This is a genomic window from Streptomyces antarcticus (genome assembly GCF_026627255.1).
Taxonomy (GTDB): domain Bacteria; phylum Actinomycetota; class Actinomycetes; order Streptomycetales; family Streptomycetaceae; genus Streptomyces; species Streptomyces antarcticus.
Map to the genome: position 1 here is coordinate 26,810 of NZ_JAPNLM010000016.1, position 20,508 is coordinate 47,317.

A 20,508-nucleotide genomic window follows, 5' to 3' on the forward strand; every position below is an offset into this window, starting at 1 on the left:
CGACGCGTAACTTCCCAGTTTTGCTACTCGCCCGTAATTTGACGGCAGCAGCACCCCTTGTGATCCGGATCACGGGACGAGCCCCCCGCCCCATCCCCCCGCGCCATCCCCTTGAGTCGCAACCGCAAGGAGATCACACGATGCTGCCCTGGAGACGCCTGCTCCGCCCGCTGGCCGTCCTCACCCTCGCCGCCGCAGCGCTCGTCGCCCCCACCGGCGCCGCGCAGGCCGCGTCCGCACCAAGCAGCGGCTGGAACAACTGGTCCTGCAAGCCGTCCGCCGCGCACCCGCGCCCCGTCGTGCTCGTCCACGGCACCTTCGGGAACTCCGTGGACAACTGGCTGGGCCTCGCGCCCTACCTCGTCCACCGCGGCTACTGCGTCTACTCGCTCGACTACGGGCAACTGCCCGGCGTGCCCTTCTTCAACGGGCTCGGCCCCATCGACAAGTCGGCCGGCCAGCTCGACGTCTTCGTCGACCGGGTCCTCGCCGCGACCGGCTCCGCCAAGACCGACGTCATCGGGCACTCGCAGGGCGGCATGATGCCGCGCTACTACCTGAAGTTCCTCGGTGGCGCCGACAAGGTCAACGCCCTGATCGGGCTGGCCCCCGACAACCACGGCACCACCCTCCTCGGCCTCACCAAACTGCTCCCGTACTTCCCCGGAGCCGAGGACCTGATCAGCTCCGCGACCCCGGGCCTCGCCGACCAGATCGCCGGGTCCGCGTTCCAGAACAAGCTGAACGCGGGCGGGGACACCGTTCCCGGGGTCAAGTACACGGTGATCGCGACCAAGTACGACCAGGTGGTCACCCCGTACCGGAGCCAGTTCCTCGACGGCCCGAACGTACGGAACGTCGTCCTCCAGGACCTGTGCGCGGTGGACTTCTCGGAGCACGTCGCCATCGGCCTCACCGACCGGATCGCCTGGCACGAGGCGCTGAACGCCCTCGACCCGGCCCACGCCGAACGGACCACCTGCGCGTCGGTCTTCGACTGACGCACAGGCGGTCCGTGGCCACGGCCTACCGGCTAGCGGCCGTGGCGGCCCGCCGTCGCGCGGCGGCGGGCCACACCGAACAGCACGGCCGCGCCGACGGCCAGGACGGCGGCCCCGCCGATCGCGATGACCGGGGTGGCGCTGCTGCCGCCGGTCTCCGCGAGGTTCGAGCCGTCCGACGACCCCGCCGGGACCGGGGCGGAGGCGGCCCTGCCGTTCGTCTCGGGGTCGTTGTCGCCGTGGCCGTTGTGCTCCACCGAGGACTTGTCCGCGCCGGCGGCGATCTGCTGGTCCGTCGGGACCTGCGCCGCCGGTCCGGTGCCGGGCTGGTCCGACGGCTTGCCGGCGGGCTGATCCGAGGGCGTGGAACTCGGCTTCGTGCCGGGCTTGGTGCTCGGCTTGGTGCTCCCGCCGCCCGCGGTACCGGTACCGCCGGTGGCCCCGCCCGTCGTACCGCCGGTGCCCGCACCGCCCCCGCTGCCACTGCCGCCGCCGGCACCGCCGTTGTCCTTGCCGAAGACCACGTCCGAGCAGGTGTAGAAGGCCTCCGGGCTGTCCGAGCGCTGCCAGACGCTGTAGATCAGGTGGCGGCCGGTCTTCTTCGGCACGGTGCCGGAGAAGACGTAGTCGCCGTTCTGCATGCCCGGGTCGGTGGACTTCAGGAACGGCGCGGGCTCCAGGTCGGACCACTTCAGCGGCTTGGCGGGGTCGTACCCGTCCTTCGTCACGTACAGCTCGAAGGACCCCTTGTGCGGAGCCGTCCCCTTGTAGCGGAAGGTGTGCGCGCCCGCCGTCATCGGGCTCGACGGCCAGTCGGCGCGGGGCAGGTCCAGCCCCTTGTACTTGCTGTTCCCCGCCGAGCACAGCTGCCCGTCCGGGATCAGCGACTTGCTCTGCCCGGCCGCGTTGGCGATGTTCACCGCGTTCCAGTCGTAGAACGCCTGCGCCCCGCTCGCCGCCACGGCCGCCTTGCACGCGGCGGACTTGGGGGACTCCGGCCCCTCCGCGTAGCACGCCGCCACCCGGCTGACCGGGTCCGTCATCGACCCGTGGGCGGCCGCGGGCACGGCGGCGTACGCGGCCACCGCGAGCGGGGCGAGACCTGCGGCGGCGATACGGGTGACGGTGCGGCGTACGGGCATGGGTGGATCTCCTTCGGAGCACAAGACAGGGGTGTGCCAGCGGTGTCGGCCAGTGCGGCGCCGCCCCGACGGGGGATGCGGCGCCGCCTCCGGCCCTCCCTGGCTCAGCCAAGCTAGCCCGCCGAAGTCCCCGTTTCCCGGGCCCGAGCCCCCGGAGCCCGATCCTTAGGCTCCACTTAAGGCGGCGGTAAGCAGCCCCTCAGGAACCGCCCCCGGCGGGGCCGTTCGCACCCGCGGCCGTGGTTCCCCGCCCGGGCGGGCGGCGGCTTCCGCGGATATGCGGAGCGGCGGGAGGGGGTGGCGGGGTACGTTCGGCTGTACGGGGTGCGGCCCTGGCCACCAGGGCCGCGACGGGGGCCGCACCCCGACATGCGCCGGTCGGCGCCGGGGCGGGCGGCTACCCTCCGTGGATGGAGCGCGCAGAGGTTCTCAAGCGAGTCATCGGCATCCTCACGGAAGCCCAGGAGATCCGCCGGGCCGCGGAGGCCGGCGAGGACGACGACGGCCCCGAACTGGAGACGAGGGTCGTCAGCAAGCTGCTGAACGAGATGCTGCCCTCGATCAGCGTGCCCGCGGAGTCCTCCCCCCAGCAGGTGGCCCGCCTGGTCGCGGAGGCGCTCGGGCCCGCGCTGCAGACCATGGTCGCCGGGTTCAGCCTGGCCTTCACCAGCCTCGCCATGGCCCACGACGGTGGCCGGACGGACGTCTCCGCCATCGGCGTCCTCCAGGAACTGGCCCTCGAAGTGGAGGCCGGCGTCTACGACGAGGACTCCTAGAACCGCGGCACCGGGACATCCGGAACTTCCGTTGTCATATGCCTATCGGCGCCCCCGTCCCGTGCGTAGGGTGTGGCCCCGGACCATCCCGGGCCGTCGCCCTCCCGGCTCCCCACGGGAGGGCGACGGCGTCTCCCCTGGTGGGCGACCGCCTAGCGGAGGAGCGCCGGCAGGCCCGCCGGCGTACGGGCCTGGTCGTCCAGCGCGTCCAGCGCCCGTACCGCCTGGGCGGCCGCCTCCGGGTCCGAATCGGCGAGGCCGCTCGCCGCGAACTCGTCCTCGTCCAGACGCAGTACGGACGTCCCGTCCGCCGAGACCCACAGGTCGAGGTCCAGGTCGTCCACCAGGATCTCCGCGCCGCGCACCAGGGCCGGGCGCGTGACGTCGCAATACCAGCCCTTGAGGACCCCGTCGCCCGTCCAGACCTCCTTGACCGCGTACCAGCGGGTCCGCCAGAAGTGCTCCACGAACACGTCGCCCGGCTCGAAGCGCACGAAGCCGAAGTCCCGCGCCGCCCCGGCCGCCCAGGGGGCGCGTACGGAGATCCGGTCGCCGTCGTCGGACACCGGGGCCGCCGGATAGCGGATCTTGACGCGTCCGGCCTTGGTCAGGACGACGGTCAGTCGCTGCTCGTTCACTTTGTCCTCAGCTTCCTCGTGAAGCGCGTCTCGGTCGCGCAGATCTCGTAGCCGAACCAGTCGTTGACGGCGAGCATCGGCGCGTTCCCCGCGTCGTTGCCGGTAAACGCCTCGGTGTACCCGGCCGCGCGGGCCCGGCGCAGGGAGTCGGTCTTGGCGAGCTTGGCCAGGCCCCGGCCGCGGAACGCGCGCAGGGTGCCGGTCATCGCCGAGCCGTACCGCGTGGCCCCGTCGGTCTGCGCGGCGGTGAAGGCGGCCACCTCGCCGCCGACCAGGACGACCGTGGTCAGCTCCTTGTCGAGGGTCGGGTTGTCCCAGGTACGCGCCAGCCAGTCCTCGTAGTCGTCGAGCGCGATGGCGACGTCGCCCGGCTCGTCGGACGTCGCCTCGGCGTCGGCGAGGAAGAGGGGACGGGGATCGGCGGCGAAGGCCGACCCGGGGAGCAGCTCCACCCCCTGCGGGAGCGGCTCCGGCAGCGCGGGCAGGGCGGCCGCCGCGAGGTCCAGGCGCAGGAAGTGCGCGCAGCGGCTGGCCCGGTAGCCGTGCCGCTCGGCGAAGGCGCGGCTGTACGGCTCGTCGAGGACCCAGGCGTACACGTCCACCGCACCGTGGCGGGCGAGGTGCTCCTCGGCGCCGCGGAGCAGGAGGGAACCGGCGCCGCGGCCGCGGTGGGCCGGGTCGACGTACGCGTTGACGTAGGACTGGCCGGGCTCGGGGCTGTCATGGGAGATGCCGACCTGGGCGGTGCCGATGACCAGGCCGTCGGAGTCCTCGGCGACGAGTACGCGCAGCTGCCGGGCGGGGTGGGCGGCGGCCGCCTCGAATGTGACACCCGGGGCGGTGGTGATCAGGAAGGGGAGGGCCGCGCGGCGTACCCGTGCGACGGAGTCCGCGTCCGAGGGGTCGTCGATGCGTAGGTCCCGGAGGAGAACAGTCATGCGGACGACGCTACGTGCGGGCTTGCCGGCGACGCCTCCCAATTAACCGCCGATGGAACGCCGATGGACCCTCGATGGGACAGAATCGGCCGCGTGACCTCGACGAACCTCAAGATCTCCATCGACGGCTCGGCCGGCTCGGCCGCCCCGTACGAACAGCTGCGCGCCCAGATCGCCGACCGGGCCCGGTCGGGGAGGCTGCCGGCGGGCTTCAAGCTGCCGACCGTACGGGGGCTGGCGGAGGAGCTGGGGCTGGCCGCCAACACCGTCGCGAAGGCGTACCGGGTGCTGGAAGCGGACGGGGTGGTCGAGACACGGGGCCGCAACGGCACCTTCGTCGCGGCCTCGGGGGAGGGCCCGGCCCGGGAGGCAGCGACGGCGGCCCAGGCGTACGCGGACCGGGTCCACCGGCTGGGCCTGACGAACGCGGAGGCCCTGGCGGCCGCCACGGAAGCCCTCCGCGCCCGGTACGCGGCGGACTAGACCACCCGCCCCGGCGGCCCGCGTCCCGTCCCGGGGGTCCGTCCCGTCCCGGGTCCCGTCCCAGCCCGGGGGCCCTTCCGCTCCGGAGGCCTGTCCCGGCCCGGGGGCCGATCTGCCCCGGGGGGCCCGTCCCGCTCCAGGGGCCTGTTCCGGCCTGAGGTCCCGTCCCGCCCCGGGTCCCGTCCGGGCTGGGGGCCCGTCTCGCCCCGGGTCCCGTCCGGGCTGGGGGCCCGTCTCGCCCCGCGGTTCCGTCCGGGCTGGGGCCGCGGCCCGCCCCGTCGCCTCGCCCCCGCCGCAGGCGGGACCCCCGCACGGCCGTGGGATCCGTCGGCCCGCCGGACGCTAGAGGTAGAGGCCCGCCTCCCGGCCGTGGGGCTGCGGCGGCAGTACCGACGTCGGTCCCGTGCCGCGCCGGAGGGCGAAGAGCTCCGCCAGGCTCGCGCCCTCGCGGGGGACGCCCTCGTCGGTGCCCAGCCAGTCCACCGCCTCCCGGTGGGTCAGCCGGCCGACCTCGACGCGGGCCAGGCAGCGCCCCGGCCGGACCACCGCCGGGTGGAGCCGTTCCAGGTCCTCGTTGGTCGTGACGCCCACCAGGACGTTGCGGCCCTGACCCAGCAGCCCGTCCGTCAGGTTCAGCAGGCGGGACAGCGCCTGCCCCGCCGTGTGCCGGGCCTCGCCGCGGATCAGCTCGTCACAGTCCTCCAGCAGGAGCAGCCGCCACCGGCCCTTCGCCGTGCCCTCGTCCTCGCCGATCGCGATGTCCATCAGGTAGCCCACGTCGTTGAACAGCCGCTCCGGGTCCAGGACGCAGTCCACCTGGCACCAGTCCCGCCAAGAGCGGGCCAGCGTGCGCAGCGCGGAGGTTTTGCCCGTCCCCGGCGGGCCGTGCAGCAGGAGCAGCCGGCCCGCGATGTCGTCCGGGGTCACCTTCATCAGCCGGTCCAGCGCCCCGGCCACCGGAGCCGTGTAGTTGGGCCGCACCTCGGCCCACGTACCGGCCCCGATCTGGCGGGTCGTCCGGTACGGGCCCCGGCGCGGGGAGACGTACCAGAAGCCCATCGTGACGTTCTCGGGCTGCGGTTCGGGCTCGTCCTGAACCCCCTCCGTGGCCTCCCCGAGCACACCGGCGGCGAGTTCGTCGCTGATCGCCGTCACGGTGACGTCCGCGCCCCGGCTCCACCGGGAGACCAGCATGGTCCAGCCCTCGCCCTCGGCGAGCGTGGCGCTGCGGTCGCTGTCGCGGGCCGAGCGCAGCACGGTCGCCTCGGGCGGCAGCAGGCTCGCCCCCGCCTTCACGCGGTCGATCGACACGCTGTGCGAGAACGGCTGCTCGCCGGAGGCGAACCGGCCGAGGAACAGCGCGTCGACGACGTCGGACGGCGAGTCGCTGTCGTCGACGTTGAGCCGGATCGGCAGCGCGTCATGCGGGTTGGCTGGCATGGCGTCCATGATCCGGCACGAACCGGCCCCGCGCACGGGTGTTTCGCCGGATCGAGTGGCCGGGTTCCTTCCTCAAACACCTTGCGGGTGAAGGTTCGGACCGCAGGTCTGCGCCAAAGTTTCTTGGCATGGACACTTCCGGCGGACCCCCGTTCCTTGTACCACGGACTGAGGAGTAACCCCCACTAGGAGCCGCATACATGAGCACGAGAATGTCTCGTTTCGCTGCCCTGACCTCCTCCCTGTTACTCGCCGCGGGAGCCACCCTCTTCGGGGCAGGTCAGGCGGCCGCCGCCGCCCAGGCCGACTTCGGCTACGTCGCCCTCGGCGACTCGTACTCCTCCGGCGTCGGCGCCGGCAACTACGACGCCGCCAGCGGCAACTGCAAGCGTTCCACCCGCGCCTACCCCGCCCTGTGGGCCGCCGCCCACTCCCCGCAGAGCTTCTCCTTCGTCGCCTGTTCGGGCGCCCGTACGGGGGACCTCCTCGCCAACCAGCTCGCCCCGCTCAACTCCGGCACCGACCTGGTGTCCGTCACCATCGGAGGCAACGACGCCGGATTCGCCGACGTCATGACGACCTGTGTGCTCCAGTCCGAGTCCACCTGCGTCAACCGCGTCAACCAGGCCAAGGCCTACGTCAACTCCACCCTCCCCGGCCAGCTCGACCAGGTCTACAACGCCATCGACAGCCGCTCGCCGGGCGCCCGCGTCGTCGTCCTCGGCTATCCCCGCTTCTACAAGCTGAGCGGTACGTGCGTCACCGGTCTGACCGAGGGTGAGCGCGCCGCCATCAACGGCGCGTCCGACTACCTCAACGCCGCCATCGCCAAGCGCGCCGCCGACCACGGCTTCGCCTTCGCCTCGGTGGCCGGCGCCTTCACCGGCCACGAGATCTGCTCCGGCAACGCGTGGCTGCACAGCCTCAACTGGCTCAACATCGGCGAGTCGTACCACCCCACCGCGGCCGGACAGTCCGGCGGCTACCTGCCGGTCTTCACGAACGCCGCCTGACCGGCCCGGCGCACCGGAACCGGCCCCGGCGTCGCGTCCGCGGTCGTACCCGGGGCGGACGACGTCGGCGCCGGGACGGACGTGGGCGCCGGTGAGGGCGTCGGCGTCGGATCCGGCGTCGTGTCCGGCCCCGGATCCGGCGTCGGTGAAGTGCTCGTACCAGGGGAGGCGGGCCCGCCCGTCGGGGCCGCCTCCTCGCACGTCACGGACGTCTCCACCCACGCGGAGGTCACCTCCGCCGGACCGCGCACCTCCAGCCGCACCGCGTCGGTGAGGGCCGCGCCCGGCTCGTGCGTCAGCTCCGCGTGCTCCAGCCGCCGGCTCACCGGCCCGCCCGCCTCGTACGCGAGCGACTGCCAGCCGGGCCCCGAGGTCCTCCCGCTCCGCGTGGCCCAGCGGTACTCCAGCACGGCCGGCGTACGGTCCACCTCGACCGTCGCCGTGAAGGCGGGGGCGCGCTCCGCGGGCGGCGGGCAGCCGCCGCGGTAGGCCGCGCGCACGGCGTCGACGTACACGCCGGGGTACGCCTGCCCGCTGTCCGACGGCGAGACCGGCGCGGGCCGCGAGGACGCGGCGGGGGAGCCCGCGCCCGCGCCCCCGGCCGCCCCCGGGGCGGGCTCCGTCCCCGCCGGGGCCCCGCCGCTCCCGCCCGGGTCCCCGCGGCCCCCGAACAGCAGCCACCCCAGCGCGGCCAGCGCCAGCAGCAGCACCACGATCCCGGCGGTCAGCACCAGCCCGGCGCGGCCCTGCCGCGGAGCCTGTGCGGCCTCCCCGTACGGACCCGCCGTCCGGGGCGGCCCGGACGCCGCCCCCGGCGCCCCGCCGCCCGCAGTCCCGCCGTCCGGCGGCTCCTGCCGGGGGTGCGCCGCGGCCGTCGGCCCCTCCGGGCCGGGCCCCGACACCGGCCCGCCGGCGGCCCGTACGGTCCCGCCCGCGCCCACCAGCCGCAGCATCCGGGCCGCTTCCGCCGGGGCGAGCCGCTCGGCGGGGTCCTTCCGCAGCAGCCCCTCCAGTACGGGCGCCAGCACCCCGGCCCGCCGCGCCGCGGGCGGCTCCGCCTCGACCACGGCCTCCAGGGTGTCCAGCGGGGTGGCCCGGTGGAACGGCGAGATCCCCTCGACGGCCACGTACAGCGTGACCCCGAGCGACCACAGGTCCGACCCGGGACCCGGATCGCGCCCCAACGCCCGCTCTGGCGCCAGGAATTCGGGGGAGCCGACCATCTCCCCCGTCATGGTGATCGCCGAGGACCCCTCCAGGCTCGCGATCCCGAAGTCGCCCAGCACCACCCGGCCGTCGTTGGCCAGCAGCACGTTCCCGGGCTTGACGTCCCGGTGGAGCACCCCCGAGTCGTGCGCCGACCGCAGCGCGGCCAGCACCTGTTCCCCGAGGTGCGCGGCCGCCTGCGGGGACATCGGGCCCTCGGCGTCCAGCACCTCGGCCAGCGAGAGCCCGCGCACCAGCTCCATCACGATCCAGGGCCGCCCGTCCTCGGACGCCACGTCGTACACCGTCACGACCCCGCGGTGCGAGATCCGGGCCGCGGCCCATGCCTCCCGCTCCAGCCGCCGGTACATCCGCTGCAGCCCTGCCGCGTCCAGCCCGGCCGGCGCGCGCACCTCCTTGACGGCCACGTCCCGGGCCAGCACCTCGTCCCGGGCCCGCCACACGACACCCATCCCGCCGCGGCCGAGCGGTTCCAGCAGCCGGTAGCGGCCCGATATGACACGCTCGGCAGACGATTCCCGGTCCTCGTCACCCACGTTGTCACTCACGCGCGCCCCCATGTGCGTCCATGCGTCACCGGATGATCACTCCAAGTTAGCGCAGCGGGCCGGAAGTGACCCCTGTCGCGACGGGACTTGCGGGCCGGTCCGCGAAGGGGCCCGATCCGTCGCCGGATCTGTGCGGAGAGTGACGGCCGACTCCGCTGAGTAATCGTCAACTCCCCGTCGCCACAGGGGTAATTCACACCACCGGGATACCCGGGCGCGACGCGGGGGCGATAGGGTTAACCTGCCCGGGCCGGGTGCCCTCGTACGGGTGGGGAGAGATCATGGAACAAATAGCAATGCGCAGCAGGCCGCCTCGCGTGCCTGCCATCACCTGCGGCAGCAACGCGACCAGTTCGCGCCTCGACCGGCATCTCGCGGTGCTGGGCGGTCCCGCCGTCCCGCACCGGGACACCGCCGAGGCGACGCTGCTGATGCGCGAGCTCACCTCGCGCGACCACACGCACCGCCTGCGGAGCAGGAGCGCGCGCGTCTCGCTCTTCGCGCCGCTGCGCCGCCTGCGTCGCACGCTCTTCGGCAGCCGCCGTTCGTAAACCGTCCCCGCACCGCAGCCGTTTCGCCCCCGGGCTCCCGGCTTCCCGGCCCTACGCGACCACACCGTCCCGGCGCAGTTCCGCGATCCGCGCGTCCGTCATCCCCAGGGCGCGCAGCAGGGCTCCGGTGTGCTCGCCCAGCGCGGGCACCGCACCCATGTGCGGTGCCGCGCCGCCCGGCAGCCCGATCGGCGGCAGCAGGGTCCGCAGCGGGCCCACCGGTGACCCCACCTCCCGCCAGCGGTCCCGCGCCGCGAGCTGCGGATGCCCGGCCAGCCGGGCCACCGAGTTCAGCCGCGCGCAGGCGATGCCCGCCGCCTCCAGCCGCCCGATCGCCTCGTCCGCGCCCAGCCGGGCCAGCGCCCCGGCCACCACCGCGTCGGTCCGCTCCCGGTTCGCGGTGCGCGCCGCGTTCGTCGCGAACTGCGGATCCTGAGCCAACTCAGGACGTTCCAGCACCTGTTCGGTGAGCCTGCGCCACTCGCGGTCGTTCTGCACCGACAGCAGCACCCGGTCCCCGTCCGCCGTCGCGTAGGCGTCGTACGGCGCGATCACGGCGTGCGCGAGACCGGTTCGCACCGGCTGCTCCCCGCCGTGCATCGTGTGGTGCAGGGGATGCCCCATCCACTCGGCGAGCGCGTCCAGCATCGACACCTCCACCCTGCCCCCGCGCCCCGTGACCCCGCGGCGCAGCAGGGCGGCGAGCACGCCCGAGAAGGCGTACATGGCGGCCGCGATGTCCGCGGCCGGGATGCCCGCCTTGACGGGCCGCTCCGGCGTCCCGGTCACCGAGACCAGGCCCGCCTCGCACTGCACGAGCATGTCGTAGGCGCGCTTGTGGGCGTACGGCCCCTCGGCGCCGTAGCCCGAGACGTCGACGGCGACCAGCCGCGGGTAGCGCCCGCACAGCGAGGCCGAGTCGAGCCCCAGCCGGGCGGCCGCCCCGTGGGCGAGGTTCTGGACGAACACGTCGGCGCCGGCCAGCAGTCCGTGCAGCACGTCGAGGCCGCGCGGGTCCTTCAGGTCGAGCGCGATCGACTCCTTGCCCCGGTTGGCCCACACGAAGTGGGAGGCGAGACCGTGCGCGGCCGTGTCGTAGGCGCGCGCGAAGTCGCCGCCGTCGGGGCGCTCGACCTTGACCACCCGCGCGCCGAGGTCGGCGAGCTGACGGGTGGCGAAGGGGGCCGAGACGGCCTGTTCGACGGCGACGACGGTGATGCCGGACAGGGGGAGGGGTTCGGGCGCGGAGCTTTCGGTGTCCATGGCACCGATGCCTATCCCGCCGGACCCCGCCCTGTCACCCCCCTACGCCCGCCGCCCCCCGCGCGGACGCCCCTCACCCCGCGGTGCCGCGGGCGAACCGCCGGGACGCCAGCGGCACGAACACGGCGAGCAGCAGCGCCGACCAGAGCAGCGCGCCGGCCACCGGGTGCGCGGCGGGCCAGGCCGCGCCCGCCCCCGCCCCGGCCCCCGGGTTCCCGCACAGGTCGCGCACGGCCGTGGCCACGGCGCTGATCGGGTTCCACTCGGCGACCGTGCGCAGCCATCCGGGCAGCCCGGCGGTCGGCAGGTAGGCGCTGGAGAGCATCGGCAGGACGAAGGTGGCGCCGCCGAGCTGGCCCGCGGCCTCCTCGCTCCTGGTCAGCAGGCCCAGGTACGTCCCGACCCACGCGGTGGCGAAGCGGAACAGCAGCAGGATCCCCAGCGCCCCGAGCGCGCCGGGCAGCCCGGTCTCGATCCGCCAGCCCATCGCCAGCCCCACCAGCATCAGCGGCACCATCGACACGCCCGTGGTGAGCAGGTCGGCGGCCGTCTGCCCGAGGGGTACGGCGCTGCGGCTCATCGGCAGCGTCCGGAACCGGTCCATCACCCCCCGGTGCGCGTCCTGCGCGGCGGTGAACAGGCCGGTCATCAGGCCGTTGGCAGCGGTCGCGGCGAGCATCCCGGGCACCAGGAACGCGCGGTAGTCGGCGCCCGGCATGGCGAGCGCGCTGCCGAAGACGTAGCCGAAGAAGAGGAGCATCGTGATCGGCATGGTCTGGGTGAGGACCAGCAGGGCCGGGGCGTGCCGGGCCTTCTGGAGCTGGCGGGTCAGGACCGCGCCGCCGTCGGACAGCAGGGTGCTCATGCGGCGTACTCCTCGTGGTCGGCGCCCTGGCCCACGGCGGGACGGGTGAGCCGCAGGAACACCTCGTCGAGCGTGGGCGGCCGCAGGCTCGCGTCGGTGACCGGCACGCCGGCGGTGTCGAGCGCGCGGATGATCCGGGGCAGGGTCAGCCCGGCGTCGAGCACGGTCACGCCGACGGTGAGCCGCTCCTCGTCGAGCACGGGACGGCCGCCGGTGAGCTGGTCGAGCACGCCGGCGGCGGCCGCGACCGCCCCGCGCGCGGCGACGTGGACCTCGGCGTAGGCGCCGATCCGCGCCTTGAGTCCGGCCGGGGTGCCGGTGGCGGCGGCGCGGCCGTCGTCGACGACCACGATCTCGTCGGCCAGCCGGTCGGCCTCCTCCAGGTACTGGGTGGTGAGCAGCACGGTGGTGCCCTCCCCGGCGAGCGTCCGGACCGCCGTCCAGATGTGTTCGCGGGCCCCGGGGTCGAGCCCTGTGGTGGGCTCGTCGAGGAACAGCACCCGGGGCCGGGTGATCAGCCCCGCGGCCAGGTCGAGGCGTCGGCGCATGCCGCCCGACCAGGTGCCCGCCACCCGGTCGGCGGCCTCGGCCAGGCCGAAGCGCTCCAGCAGCCCGTCGGCGCGGGACCGGGCGGCGGCGCCGCGCAGTCCGGCGAGGCGGGCGAAGAGCCGGAGGTTCTCACGGCCGGTCAGGTCCCCGTCCACCGAGGCGTACTGACCGGTGACGCCGATGGCGCGGCGGACGGCGCCGGGTTCGCGGGTGACGTCGTGGCCGGCGACGAGGGCGCGGCCGCGGGTGGGTGCGGTGAGGGTGGTGAGCACCCGTACGGCGGTGGTCTTGCCCGCGCCGTTGGGGCCGAGGAGGCCGCAGACCGTTCCCTCGCGGACGGCGAGGTCGAGACCGCGCAGGGCGCGGACCTCACCGTAGTTCTTCTCCAGGCCCTCACTAAGTACGGCGTACGTAGTAGTCATGCGATGGACCCTACCTCACTACGTACGCTGTACGTAACTAAGATGGGGGGCAATCGACGACGAGGTGATCTGAGCGATGACAGCCGGTGGACGAGCCGCTGAACCGGAAGTGATCTGGTCCCGCCCGCAGCGGGCCGGCCGCGGGCCCAGGCCCGCGCACAGCCGCGGGTCGATCGCGGCCGAGGCGGTGCGGATCGCCGACGGCGAGGGGATCGAGGCCGTCTCCATGCGGCGGGTGGCCGCCGGGATCGGCGCGGGGACGATGTCCCTGTACAACTACGTGCCGCGCAAGGAGGACCTGTACGAGCTGATGGTCGACGCCGTCAGCGGGGAGTACGAGCTGACCCCGCCGACCGGCGACTGGCGGGCTGACCTGCTCGGCCTGGCCCGCCAGGCCCGGGGGCTGATGCACCGGCACCCGTGGCTGCCCCGGCTGCTGAGCCCCGTTCACGGCTTCAGCCCGAACGCCCTGCGTTACCTGGAGCACAGCCTCGACTGCCTCGCGCCGCTGGGCGTGCCGGACGGTGAGAAGCTGGAGCTCGTCGCCGCGGTCAACGGCACGGTGGCGGTCTTCGTGGCGAGCGAGCTGGACCTGGCCGAGCGGGCGCGGGCGCTGCCCTGGAGCGAGGCCGCGGAGCAGGGCGTACGGGCCGCCTGGCTCGGCTCGCGGCTGGAAACGGGGGAGTACCCGCGGCTGGCGGCGGCCCTGGCGGCCGGCGCCGTTCCCGTGACCGCCGCCGGGCCGGAACTGGCCGCCGTGTTCGACCGCTCGGTGGAACGGCTGCTGGGGGCCTGGGGGCCGTAGGGGGTGTCGTCGGAGTCGTTCCGTACGCCCGCAGGACGGGCCGTGCGGTGTCCGGTGCGTTCCTGCCGGGCGCCGCACGGCAGGAACGAGTGTGGCGACACCCCCTGCGGCGGCGCCGGTCCGGCGGCCGGCCTACAGCAGGGCGAACTGTCCGCCCGGGCCCTCCTCCTGGTGGTCCAGCACCGAGGCCGGGCGGCGCGCCCAGCGGGGCGCCGGCAGTACCCCGGCGGCGCGCGGCCCGGACGCCGGGAGGAGGGGGCCCGGCTCGAACGCGGCCCGCTCCGGGACCAGATCGGCCAGCAGCGCCAGGGTGGTGACCAGGGCGAGCAGCTCCGAGGTCCACTCCTGCGGCCACTCGGCCGGACCGAGCGCCTCCAGCCCGTCGGCCGCGGGGTCCCGGTGCGCGGTGCGCGCGGCGAACCAGGACTCCAGCACCCGGGCGCCCTGGACCTCGTACTCCCAGGCCCCGGGCGGGACGGGCGAGACGGTCCCGCCGCCCAGGCTCAGCGTTTCGCTCCCGGCGTCGTACGCGATCCCGTGCGGCCACCCGGCCACCGCCGAGCGGACGTACGGGCGCCGCCCGCCGGGCAGCCGGGGCGGCTCGCCGCCGCGCGCCCCGCGCAGCTGGACGGCGAGCAGCCGGTGTCCCAGGTCCAGCCCGGCCCGCCAGCGCTCCGCCGTGGCGGCGAGCGGCACCTCGTACCCCCGGGGGCCGGGGCGGCCCGCCGCGAGGATCCAGCACAGCACGTCCTGCGGCGTGACCCAGCCGCCGTACTGCCCGCCGAGGAGGGGCAGCAGGCCCGGCGCGAGGTTCGGTTCGGCGCCGCCCGGACGCCGGTGCAGGGGGCGGACCCGGACGGACCGCCCGGCCGGCAGGTGCGCGGTCACGAGCGGCTCCGGGCCCTCGACCAGGAACAGCTGGTGCCCGTCCAGCACCCGCCAGAGCTCGGGACGGGCGCTGTCGATCAGCCGCTGGTCGGGCAGCAGCCACTGCTCGTCGAAGGGGGCGCGAAGCACCCGTACGGGGTCGGGGCAGGGGCCCGGGCCGTCGGCGAACCGGGTCGTGGCCGAGCGCTGGCCGGGCAGGGCCGCGGCCCCGGCGGCCGGCGTGCGGCTGCGGCTCGGGCGGAACAGCCGTTCGCGGTCGGCTCCTTCGGCGCCGGCCAGGGCGGCCCAGCGGGCGCGCAGGACGGCCGGGTCGGGCGCGGCCACCCAGTCCCGGCCGAGGCGCAGGCCGCCCGTGGCCCAGGGCATCAGATCGTCCAGCAGCGGTACGTCGTCGCTCACGCCGCCGATGGTAGCGACGACACCCGGCGGCCGGGCTGCGTCCAGGCCGAAGCGTTACGCTCCTTGTGTAGGCATACATCCCGTATCGACCGAGGAGAAGGACGGCCATGAGTCAGTACGACGAATACTCGACTCCGTCGCAGGCCGAGGGCGAGCGCCTCGACGAGGACATGGACGAGACCCAGCGCGCGCAGCGGCGCCACCCCCAGACGACGCGCACCACGCCGTCCCAGGCGGAGGGGGAGCGCGCCGCGGAGGACGACGCCCAGCAGGACTGAGGCCGCCGCGGTCGCGGTGGCTGGCGCTGGCGATAGCCGTGGCGATGGCGGCGTCGGTGACGGCGGTGGTGGTGGTGACGGCGGCGGCGGCGGCCGCGGGCGCCGCGCCCGCGGGCCCGCGCCCCGTCAGTGCGCGTCCACCGTCACGGTGAAGGAGAAGCGGTCGCCGCGGTAGCGGATGCGGGCCACGTCCACGACCCGGCCGTCCTCGTCGTACGTCACACCCGTGTAGTGCAGGATCGGACTGAGCAGCGGAACCTGGAGCAGTTCCGCCGTCTCCGGGTCGGCGAGCCGGGCCTCGATCGTGTCGGTGATCCGGCTGATCCGCACCCCCGCGATGTCCCGCAGGACCTTGGTCATCGGCCACCGTTCGAGATCGGCGGGCTCCACGGCGGCGGCGAACTCGGGGAGGACCGCGTTCTCCGCCCAGTTGGTCGGCTCCCCGCTCTCGCGGTCGTGGCGCAGCCGGCGGTAGGTGACCACCTCGGCCGTGTCCGGGAAGTGCTCCAGCAGCTCCCCGGCCACGGCCGTGCGCCCGTGGCCGAGAATCGTCGTACGGTCACCTGACTGCTGGGCCACGATGGCGTCGACCGAGCCCAGCAGGCGCACGGGGGCGCCGCGCAGCGCACCCGGCTCGATGAAGGTGCCGCGCCGCCGGTGCCGGCTGATCAGACCCTCGCCCTCCAGCTCCTTGAGGGCCTGCCGCATGGTCAGCACGCTGACCCCGTAGTGCCCGGCGAGCTGCTCCTCGGTGGGCAGGCGCAGCGAGGCGTCCGGGGTGCGCCCGAGTATCGAGGCGCGCAGCGACTGTGACACCTGGTACCAGAGCGGGAGCTTCCGGTTCAGTACCAGCGAGTCGGGGGCGAAGGCGGTCACGGGTGGTTCTCCGTAGGGCTGGACAGGGGAGAGTGGCGGCGGAGGTGAGCGTACGCAGGACGGGTCAGGCGCGGAAGTGGCGCTGCAGTCCGCGCCAGACGTCGTCGTAGCCGCGCTGGAGGTGGTCCGCGCCGGCCGCCTGGGCGGTGGCGGTGATCGGCCAGCGGGTCTCGAACATGAACGCCAGGCCGTCGTCGATCTTCTGCGGCTTCAGCTCGGCGGCGCTCGCCCGGTCGAAGGTCTCCCGGTCCGGGCCGTGCGCGGACATCATGTTGTGTAGCGAACCGCCGCCGGGGACGAACCCCTCGGCCTTGGCGTCGTAGGCCCCGTCGATCAGGCCCATGTACTCGCTCATCACGTTGCGGTGGAAGTAGGGCGGGCGGAAGGTGTCCTCGCCGACGAGCCAGCGCGGGGCGAAGACCACGAAGTCCACGCCCGCCAGCCCCGGGGTGTCGGACGGCGAGGTCAGGACGGTGAAGATCGACGGGTCGGGGTGGTCGTAGCTGATCGAGCCGAGGACGTTGAACCGGCGCAGGTCGTAGACGTACGGGACGTGCGTGCCGTGCCAGGCGACGACGTCGAGCGGGGAGTGGTCGTAGGTCGCCGACCAGAGGTTGCCGCAGAACTTGTTGACGACCTCGGTCGGGCGGTCGAGCAGGCCGGGCTCCTCGTACGCGGCCACCGGGGCCTGGAAGTCACGGGCGGCGGCAAGGCCGTTGGCGCCGATCGGGCCCAGGTCGGGGAGCTCGAAGGGCTGCCCGTAGTTCTCGCAGACGTACCCGCGGGCGTCGGCGTCGAGCAGCTCGACGCGGAAGCGCACGCCGCGGGGGATCAGCGCCACCTCGCCCGGACGGGCGGCGAGGAGGCCGAACTCGGTCCGCAGGAGCAGTCCGCCGCGCTCGGGGACGATCAGCAGCTCGCCGTCGGAGTCACTGAACACCCGGTCGTCCATGGAGGCGTTGGCGGCGTAGAGGTGGATGGCCATGCCGGCGCGCTGGGTCGCGTCGCCGTTCCCGCCGAGGGTCCACAGGCCGCCCAGGAAGTCGGTGCCGGGCGCCGGGTCGGGCAGCGGGTTCCAGCGCAGCCGGTTCGGGTCCGCGGGGGCCTCGGTGAAGGGGGCGGTGCGCAGGGCCCCGTTGTCGACCCGGGTGAAGGGCGGGTGCGCGGCCGAGGGGCGGATCCGGTAGAGCCAGGAGCGCCGGTTGTGGCTGCGCGGCTCGGTGAAGGCGCTGCCGCTGAGCTGCTCGGCGTAGAGGCCCAGCGGTGCGCGCTGGGGCGAGTTCCGGCCGAGCGGCAGGGCGCCGGGGACGGCCTCCGAGCTGTGCTCGTTGCCGAAGCCGCCGAGGTACTCCAGAGCCTCCGCCGTCTTTCTGGCCCGCTCGCTGCCGGACTGCTCGCTCATGTGCTGCTCCCGCTCCTTCGAAGGAATCCTATGGCCGACAGTAGGATTCCGCGGCCTCCACGTCAACGGCGGCTTTCGGTCGAGCGGTCGGCGGGTCGGGCGGGTCGGGCGGGTTGGGGGGTCGGGCGGGTCCGGCGGTTCCGACCTGTAGGACCTGTAGGGCCTGTCGGACGGGTCGCCGGGGCCGCCGGCCGGCCTCAGGCGCGGCCGCAGCGGGTGGCGGGCGGGGCGAACGGATGTGCACCGGGCCGGACGGATTCGCGCACGGGGGGATCCCAAAAGGTGAACATTGCTCTACTCTCTCGCGCATGTCGTGGACCCGCAGGTTTCCTGCCGTGCCGGCGGCGCTCCTCGCCGCCCTCCTCGCCCTCCTGTCCCTCTTCGCCGCCGCCCCCGCCGCCCAGGCCCACGAGGAGCGGCCCGTCACCCTCCCCGACGGCACCGGATCCGTGCCCGTGTACCGCGCGGGGGAGCCAGACCTGCTGGTCTGCAAGACGGACCGGCCCGCTTTCGAACGCCGCGTGTCCGCCTTCCCCGAAGCGCTGCGGCAGCGCAACCTCGCCCTCTACGAGCGGTGCGAGAAGGCCGGCTACCGCCACCTCCAGGAGGCCGTGGACGCCGTCGACCGGCCCGGGATGAACATCGCGATCCTCCCCGGCCTCTACGAGGAGGAGCCCTCCCTCCCGAAGCCCGCCGGCGAGTGCGCCGCGCTGAAGGCCCCCGACTCCTCACTCGGGTACCAGATCCTCAGCTACGAGCAGCAGGTGCGGTGTCGGCACAACCAGAACCTCGTCGCCATCCTCGGCAAGACGAACCTCCAGATCGAGGGCACGGGAGCCTCGCGACTGGACGTGGTCATCGACGCCAAGTACCAGAAGCTGAACGCCGTCCGCGCCGACCGGTCCAATGGCGTCTACTTCCGCAACTTCACCGCCCAGCGCACCACGTTCAATTCGCTGTACGTGCTCGCGGGTGACGGCTTCGTCATCGACGATGTACTGACCCGCTGGAACGACGAGTACGGTTTCCTGACCTTCGCCAGTGACCACGGGCTCTACAAGAACTGCGAGTCGTACGGGAACGGCGACTCGGGCATCTACCCCGGCAGCGCCTCCGACATCAACGACGGCCGTGGCTACGAGGTCCCCCGGTACTCCATCGAGATCACCGGCTGCCGCAGCCACCACAACATGGTCGGCTACTCCGGAACCGCGGGCGACTCGGTCTGGGTTCACGACAACGAGTTCGATCAGAACATGGGCGGCGCCTCGATGGACAGCGCCTTCCCCGGCCACCCCGGACTCCCGCAGAACCACGCCAAGTTCGAGCGGAACCTGATCCACGACAACAACCAGGACTACTACCGGTACGTCGCCGACGGTACCTGCGCAAAGCCGCCGGCCGAGCGCGGCTACGAGCAGGGCGTCGTCTGCCCCCAGATCTCCATGCCGCCGGGCACCGGGATCATCACCGCGGGCGGCAACTGGAACCTGTACGAGGGCAACTGGGTGTACGGGCACCAGCGGGCGGGCTTCTTTCTCAGCGCCGTCCCGGCCTTCATCCGCGGCGAGGAGGCATGGTCCAAGCAGACGGACACCTCCCACCACAACCGGTACGCCGGGAACGTGATGGGCAAGGACAGGGCGGGCGCCGCCCGGCCCAACGGCATGGACGTGTGGTGGGACGGCCAGGGGCGCGGCAACTGCTGGCAGGACGGCCCCGACGGCTCCACCCCGGGCACCGTCCCGCAGTGCGGCGCCGCCCGCGGCGACCTCACCGGGGCCTCGGCCCGGCTGGTGGGCGAACCGGTCAAGCTGGTCCAGTTGCTGGTCTGCGCCGACTACAGCGTCCAGGCACGCAAACTCCCGGCCGGCTGCGACTGGTACGGCGCCCGCGGCCTGGAGCGGGTGGAGACCCAGATCGCGCTGGCCGTGGCGGCGGTGCTGCTGCTCGTCGGCGGCGTGCTGTGGTGGCGGCGCCTGCGCGGCTCCCGGCTGGGCACGGCCGCCTCGCTCCTCGGCCTGGCCGGGCTCGCGCTGGACGTCGCGGGCTCCACCGCGGGGCTGGTCGCCACCTTCGTCCCGGCGCTGGCACTGCTCCTCCTCGGGCTGTGGTGGACGGGCGCCGGCCTGGCGCTGCGCGCCGACCGCCCCTGGCTGGCCCGTCTGACCCTGCTGCTGGCCGGGCTCACCCTGCTCGACGCCTTCGACAAGGCGGTCCTGATGATCCCCTGGACCCCCCTGAGCCCCGCCTGGGTACGGGCCCTGGTGGCGCTGGTCTGGGTGCTCTGGGCGGTCGTGGCCTCAGCCCGCCCCGCCTCCCCGGCCCCGGTCGGCACCCGCACCCCGCCCCCGCCCGCCGACCCGGGCCCGGCTCCGGCCGTGGGCGGCGCCCCGGGCCCGGCTTCGGGCGGTGCCCGTACTCCGGCCGCGGCCCGGGGCGCGGGTGGTGACCCCGCTCCCGCACCGGCCGTTGCTGCGGGAGGCGACCCGGGCCCGGCTCCGGCCGTGGGCGGCGCCCCCGCCCCGGCCGGCCCTGCCTCCAGCACCAACGCGGCCGCCGACCGCCGGTCCGACCACCCCGGAACGGACGGCCCCCGATGACCCCCGCCCCCACCACCACCCCGCCGCCCGCGGCCGGTATGCCACCCGTTACGGCGGCCGATACGCCGTCGCCCGCGCTGGTCCGTCCGCCGTCGCTGCCCGCCGGGGCCGGGGTGGTGCCGCCGCCACCCGCCCTCGTGGTGACGCCGCCCGCCCCGTCCGACGGGCACCCGGCCGCCGGGGCCGGTAGGACCCCGCTGCCCGCCGGCCCCTTTGCGCCGCCGCCGGACACCTCCCGCGGCGCGCGCCACTGCGCCGCGCGGCGCGCCGGTGGGGCCCGGCTCGCCGCAGCCGGTACGACGCTGCCCGGCGCCGCCGGGGACGTCCGGCACTCTGCCCCGCGGCGCGCCGGTGCGGCCCCGCTCGCCGTCGGGGGTGGGCGGTGAGCGCGGCGGGAGCAG

19 protein-coding genes are annotated in these 20,508 nt (G+C 74.5%); 8 read left to right on the forward strand and 11 right to left on the reverse strand.

The genetic code is table 11. From position 1 onward, the window contains the following. The first annotated feature begins 140 nt into the window (after positions 1 to 140). Entirely contained in the window at positions 141 to 1,001 is an 861-nt protein-coding gene (locus tag OTB16_RS23215; RefSeq protein WP_267722540.1) for an esterase/lipase family protein, read from the forward strand. A gap of 32 nt (positions 1,002 to 1,033) precedes the next feature. Here the strand turns inward: OTB16_RS23215 and OTB16_RS23220 are convergent, their stop codons facing one another. After that, positions 1,034 to 2,143 (reverse strand): lytic polysaccharide monooxygenase, encoded by a 1,110-nt coding sequence (locus tag OTB16_RS23220; RefSeq protein WP_267722542.1) that lies wholly within the window; start codon positions 2,141 to 2,143, stop codon positions 1,034 to 1,036. Positions 2,144 to 2,553: 410 nt separating this feature from the next. On the opposite strand from OTB16_RS23220, the gene OTB16_RS23225 reads away from it, so the two are divergent. Beyond that, positions 2,554 to 2,919 carry a hypothetical protein gene (locus OTB16_RS23225; RefSeq protein WP_267722543.1) on the forward strand — a complete coding sequence of 122 codons (366 nt, stop codon included), beginning with the start codon at positions 2,554 to 2,556 and terminating at the stop codon, positions 2,917 to 2,919. Positions 2,920 to 3,071: 152 nt separating this feature from the next. On the opposite strand, the gene OTB16_RS23230 is transcribed toward OTB16_RS23225, so the two are convergent. Then, the gene (locus OTB16_RS23230; RefSeq protein WP_267722545.1) at positions 3,072 to 3,557 is read right to left on the reverse strand and encodes a ribonuclease FAU-1 family protein; all 486 of its coding nucleotides are present in this window, start codon (positions 3,555 to 3,557) and stop codon (positions 3,072 to 3,074) included. Further along, complete coding sequence (locus OTB16_RS23235; RefSeq protein WP_267722546.1) at positions 3,554 to 4,495, reverse strand: GNAT family N-acetyltransferase; 942 nt, start codon at positions 4,493 to 4,495, stop codon at positions 3,554 to 3,556. Before OTB16_RS23235 ends, OTB16_RS23230 begins: the two co-directional genes overlap by 4 nt. Positions 4,496 to 4,588: 93 nt before the next feature. On the opposite strand from OTB16_RS23235, the gene OTB16_RS23240 reads away from it, so the two are divergent. Further along, entirely contained in the window at positions 4,589 to 4,978 is a 390-nt protein-coding gene (locus OTB16_RS23240) for a GntR family transcriptional regulator (protein ID WP_267722548.1), read from the forward strand. A gap of 342 nt (positions 4,979 to 5,320) precedes the next feature. Here OTB16_RS23240 and OTB16_RS23245 read toward each other — a convergent pair whose 3' ends face one another. Continuing rightward, positions 5,321 to 6,418, reverse strand: a complete 1,098-nt coding sequence (locus OTB16_RS23245; RefSeq protein ID WP_267722550.1) for a DUF5925 domain-containing protein — start codon at positions 6,416 to 6,418, stop codon at positions 5,321 to 5,323. A 200-nt stretch (positions 6,419 to 6,618) separates the two neighbouring features. Here OTB16_RS23245 and OTB16_RS23250 point away from each other — a divergent pair, with 200 nt between their 5' ends. Further along, positions 6,619 to 7,431: an SGNH/GDSL hydrolase family protein gene (locus OTB16_RS23250; protein ID WP_269288952.1), complete on the forward strand. Its 813-nt coding sequence runs from the start codon at positions 6,619 to 6,621 to the stop codon at positions 7,429 to 7,431. Here the strand turns inward: OTB16_RS23250 and OTB16_RS23255 are convergent. Continuing rightward, positions 7,401 to 9,218 (reverse strand): serine/threonine-protein kinase, encoded by a 1,818-nt coding sequence (locus tag OTB16_RS23255; protein WP_420717779.1) that lies wholly within the window; start codon positions 9,216 to 9,218, stop codon positions 7,401 to 7,403. The two genes, OTB16_RS23250 and OTB16_RS23255, sit on opposite strands and share 31 nt — an antisense overlap. Before the next feature lie 269 nt (positions 9,219 to 9,487). Here OTB16_RS23255 and OTB16_RS23260 point away from each other — a divergent pair, with 269 nt between their 5' ends. Next, a complete protein-coding gene (locus OTB16_RS23260) occupies positions 9,488 to 9,757 on the forward strand; it encodes a hypothetical protein (RefSeq protein WP_267722552.1) in 270 nt (89 codons plus the stop codon). A 51-nt stretch (positions 9,758 to 9,808) separates the two neighbouring features. Here the strand turns inward: OTB16_RS23260 and OTB16_RS23265 are convergent, their stop codons facing one another. The 3 genes from OTB16_RS23265 to OTB16_RS23275 all read right to left on the reverse strand — a co-directional run bounded on the left by OTB16_RS23265 (position 9,809) and on the right by OTB16_RS23275 (position 12,856). Continuing rightward, on the reverse strand, positions 9,809 to 11,020 hold the full coding sequence (locus tag OTB16_RS23265; protein ID WP_267722553.1) for a CaiB/BaiF CoA transferase family protein: 1,212 nt from the start codon (positions 11,018 to 11,020) through the stop codon (positions 9,809 to 9,811). 73 nt (positions 11,021 to 11,093) lie between these two features. Beyond that, entirely contained in the window at positions 11,094 to 11,885 is a 792-nt protein-coding gene (locus OTB16_RS23270; RefSeq protein ID WP_267722554.1) for an ABC transporter permease, read from the reverse strand. Further along, positions 11,882 to 12,856, reverse strand: coding sequence for an ATP-binding cassette domain-containing protein (locus OTB16_RS23275; RefSeq protein ID WP_267722556.1), 975 nt, complete (start codon positions 12,854 to 12,856; stop codon positions 11,882 to 11,884). Before OTB16_RS23275 ends, OTB16_RS23270 begins: the two co-directional genes overlap by 4 nt. Positions 12,857 to 12,932: 76 nt before the next feature. On the opposite strand from OTB16_RS23275, the gene OTB16_RS23280 reads away from it, so the two are divergent. Then, on the forward strand, positions 12,933 to 13,661 hold the full coding sequence (locus OTB16_RS23280; protein ID WP_267722557.1) for a TetR/AcrR family transcriptional regulator: 729 nt from the start codon (positions 12,933 to 12,935) through the stop codon (positions 13,659 to 13,661). A gap of 132 nt (positions 13,662 to 13,793) precedes the next feature. On the opposite strand, the gene OTB16_RS23285 is transcribed toward OTB16_RS23280, so the two are convergent. Beyond that, positions 13,794 to 14,915: a type ISP restriction/modification enzyme gene (locus OTB16_RS23285; protein WP_267722749.1), complete on the reverse strand. Its 1,122-nt coding sequence runs from the start codon at positions 14,913 to 14,915 to the stop codon at positions 13,794 to 13,796. A 140-nt stretch (positions 14,916 to 15,055) separates the two neighbouring features. Between OTB16_RS23285 and OTB16_RS23290 the strand changes: the two genes are divergently transcribed. Further along, on the forward strand, positions 15,056 to 15,226 hold the full coding sequence (locus tag OTB16_RS23290) for a hypothetical protein (protein WP_267722559.1): 171 nt from the start codon (positions 15,056 to 15,058) through the stop codon (positions 15,224 to 15,226). Positions 15,227 to 15,352: 126 nt separating this feature from the next. Here the strand turns inward: OTB16_RS23290 and OTB16_RS23295 are convergent, their stop codons facing one another. Beyond that, positions 15,353 to 16,102: a GntR family transcriptional regulator gene (locus OTB16_RS23295; protein ID WP_267722560.1), complete on the reverse strand. Its 750-nt coding sequence runs from the start codon at positions 16,100 to 16,102 to the stop codon at positions 15,353 to 15,355. A gap of 64 nt (positions 16,103 to 16,166) precedes the next feature. Continuing rightward, positions 16,167 to 17,504 carry a homogentisate 1,2-dioxygenase gene (hmgA, locus tag OTB16_RS23300; RefSeq protein ID WP_267722561.1) on the reverse strand — a complete coding sequence of 446 codons (1,338 nt, stop codon included), beginning with the start codon at positions 17,502 to 17,504 and terminating at the stop codon, positions 16,167 to 16,169. Between the two features lie 308 nt (positions 17,505 to 17,812). Between hmgA and OTB16_RS23305 the strand changes: the two genes are divergently transcribed. After that, positions 17,813 to 20,107 carry a right-handed parallel beta-helix repeat-containing protein gene (locus tag OTB16_RS23305; RefSeq protein WP_267722562.1) on the forward strand — a complete coding sequence of 765 codons (2,295 nt, stop codon included), beginning with the start codon at positions 17,813 to 17,815 and terminating at the stop codon, positions 20,105 to 20,107. Positions 20,108 to 20,508: the final 401 nt, after the last annotated feature.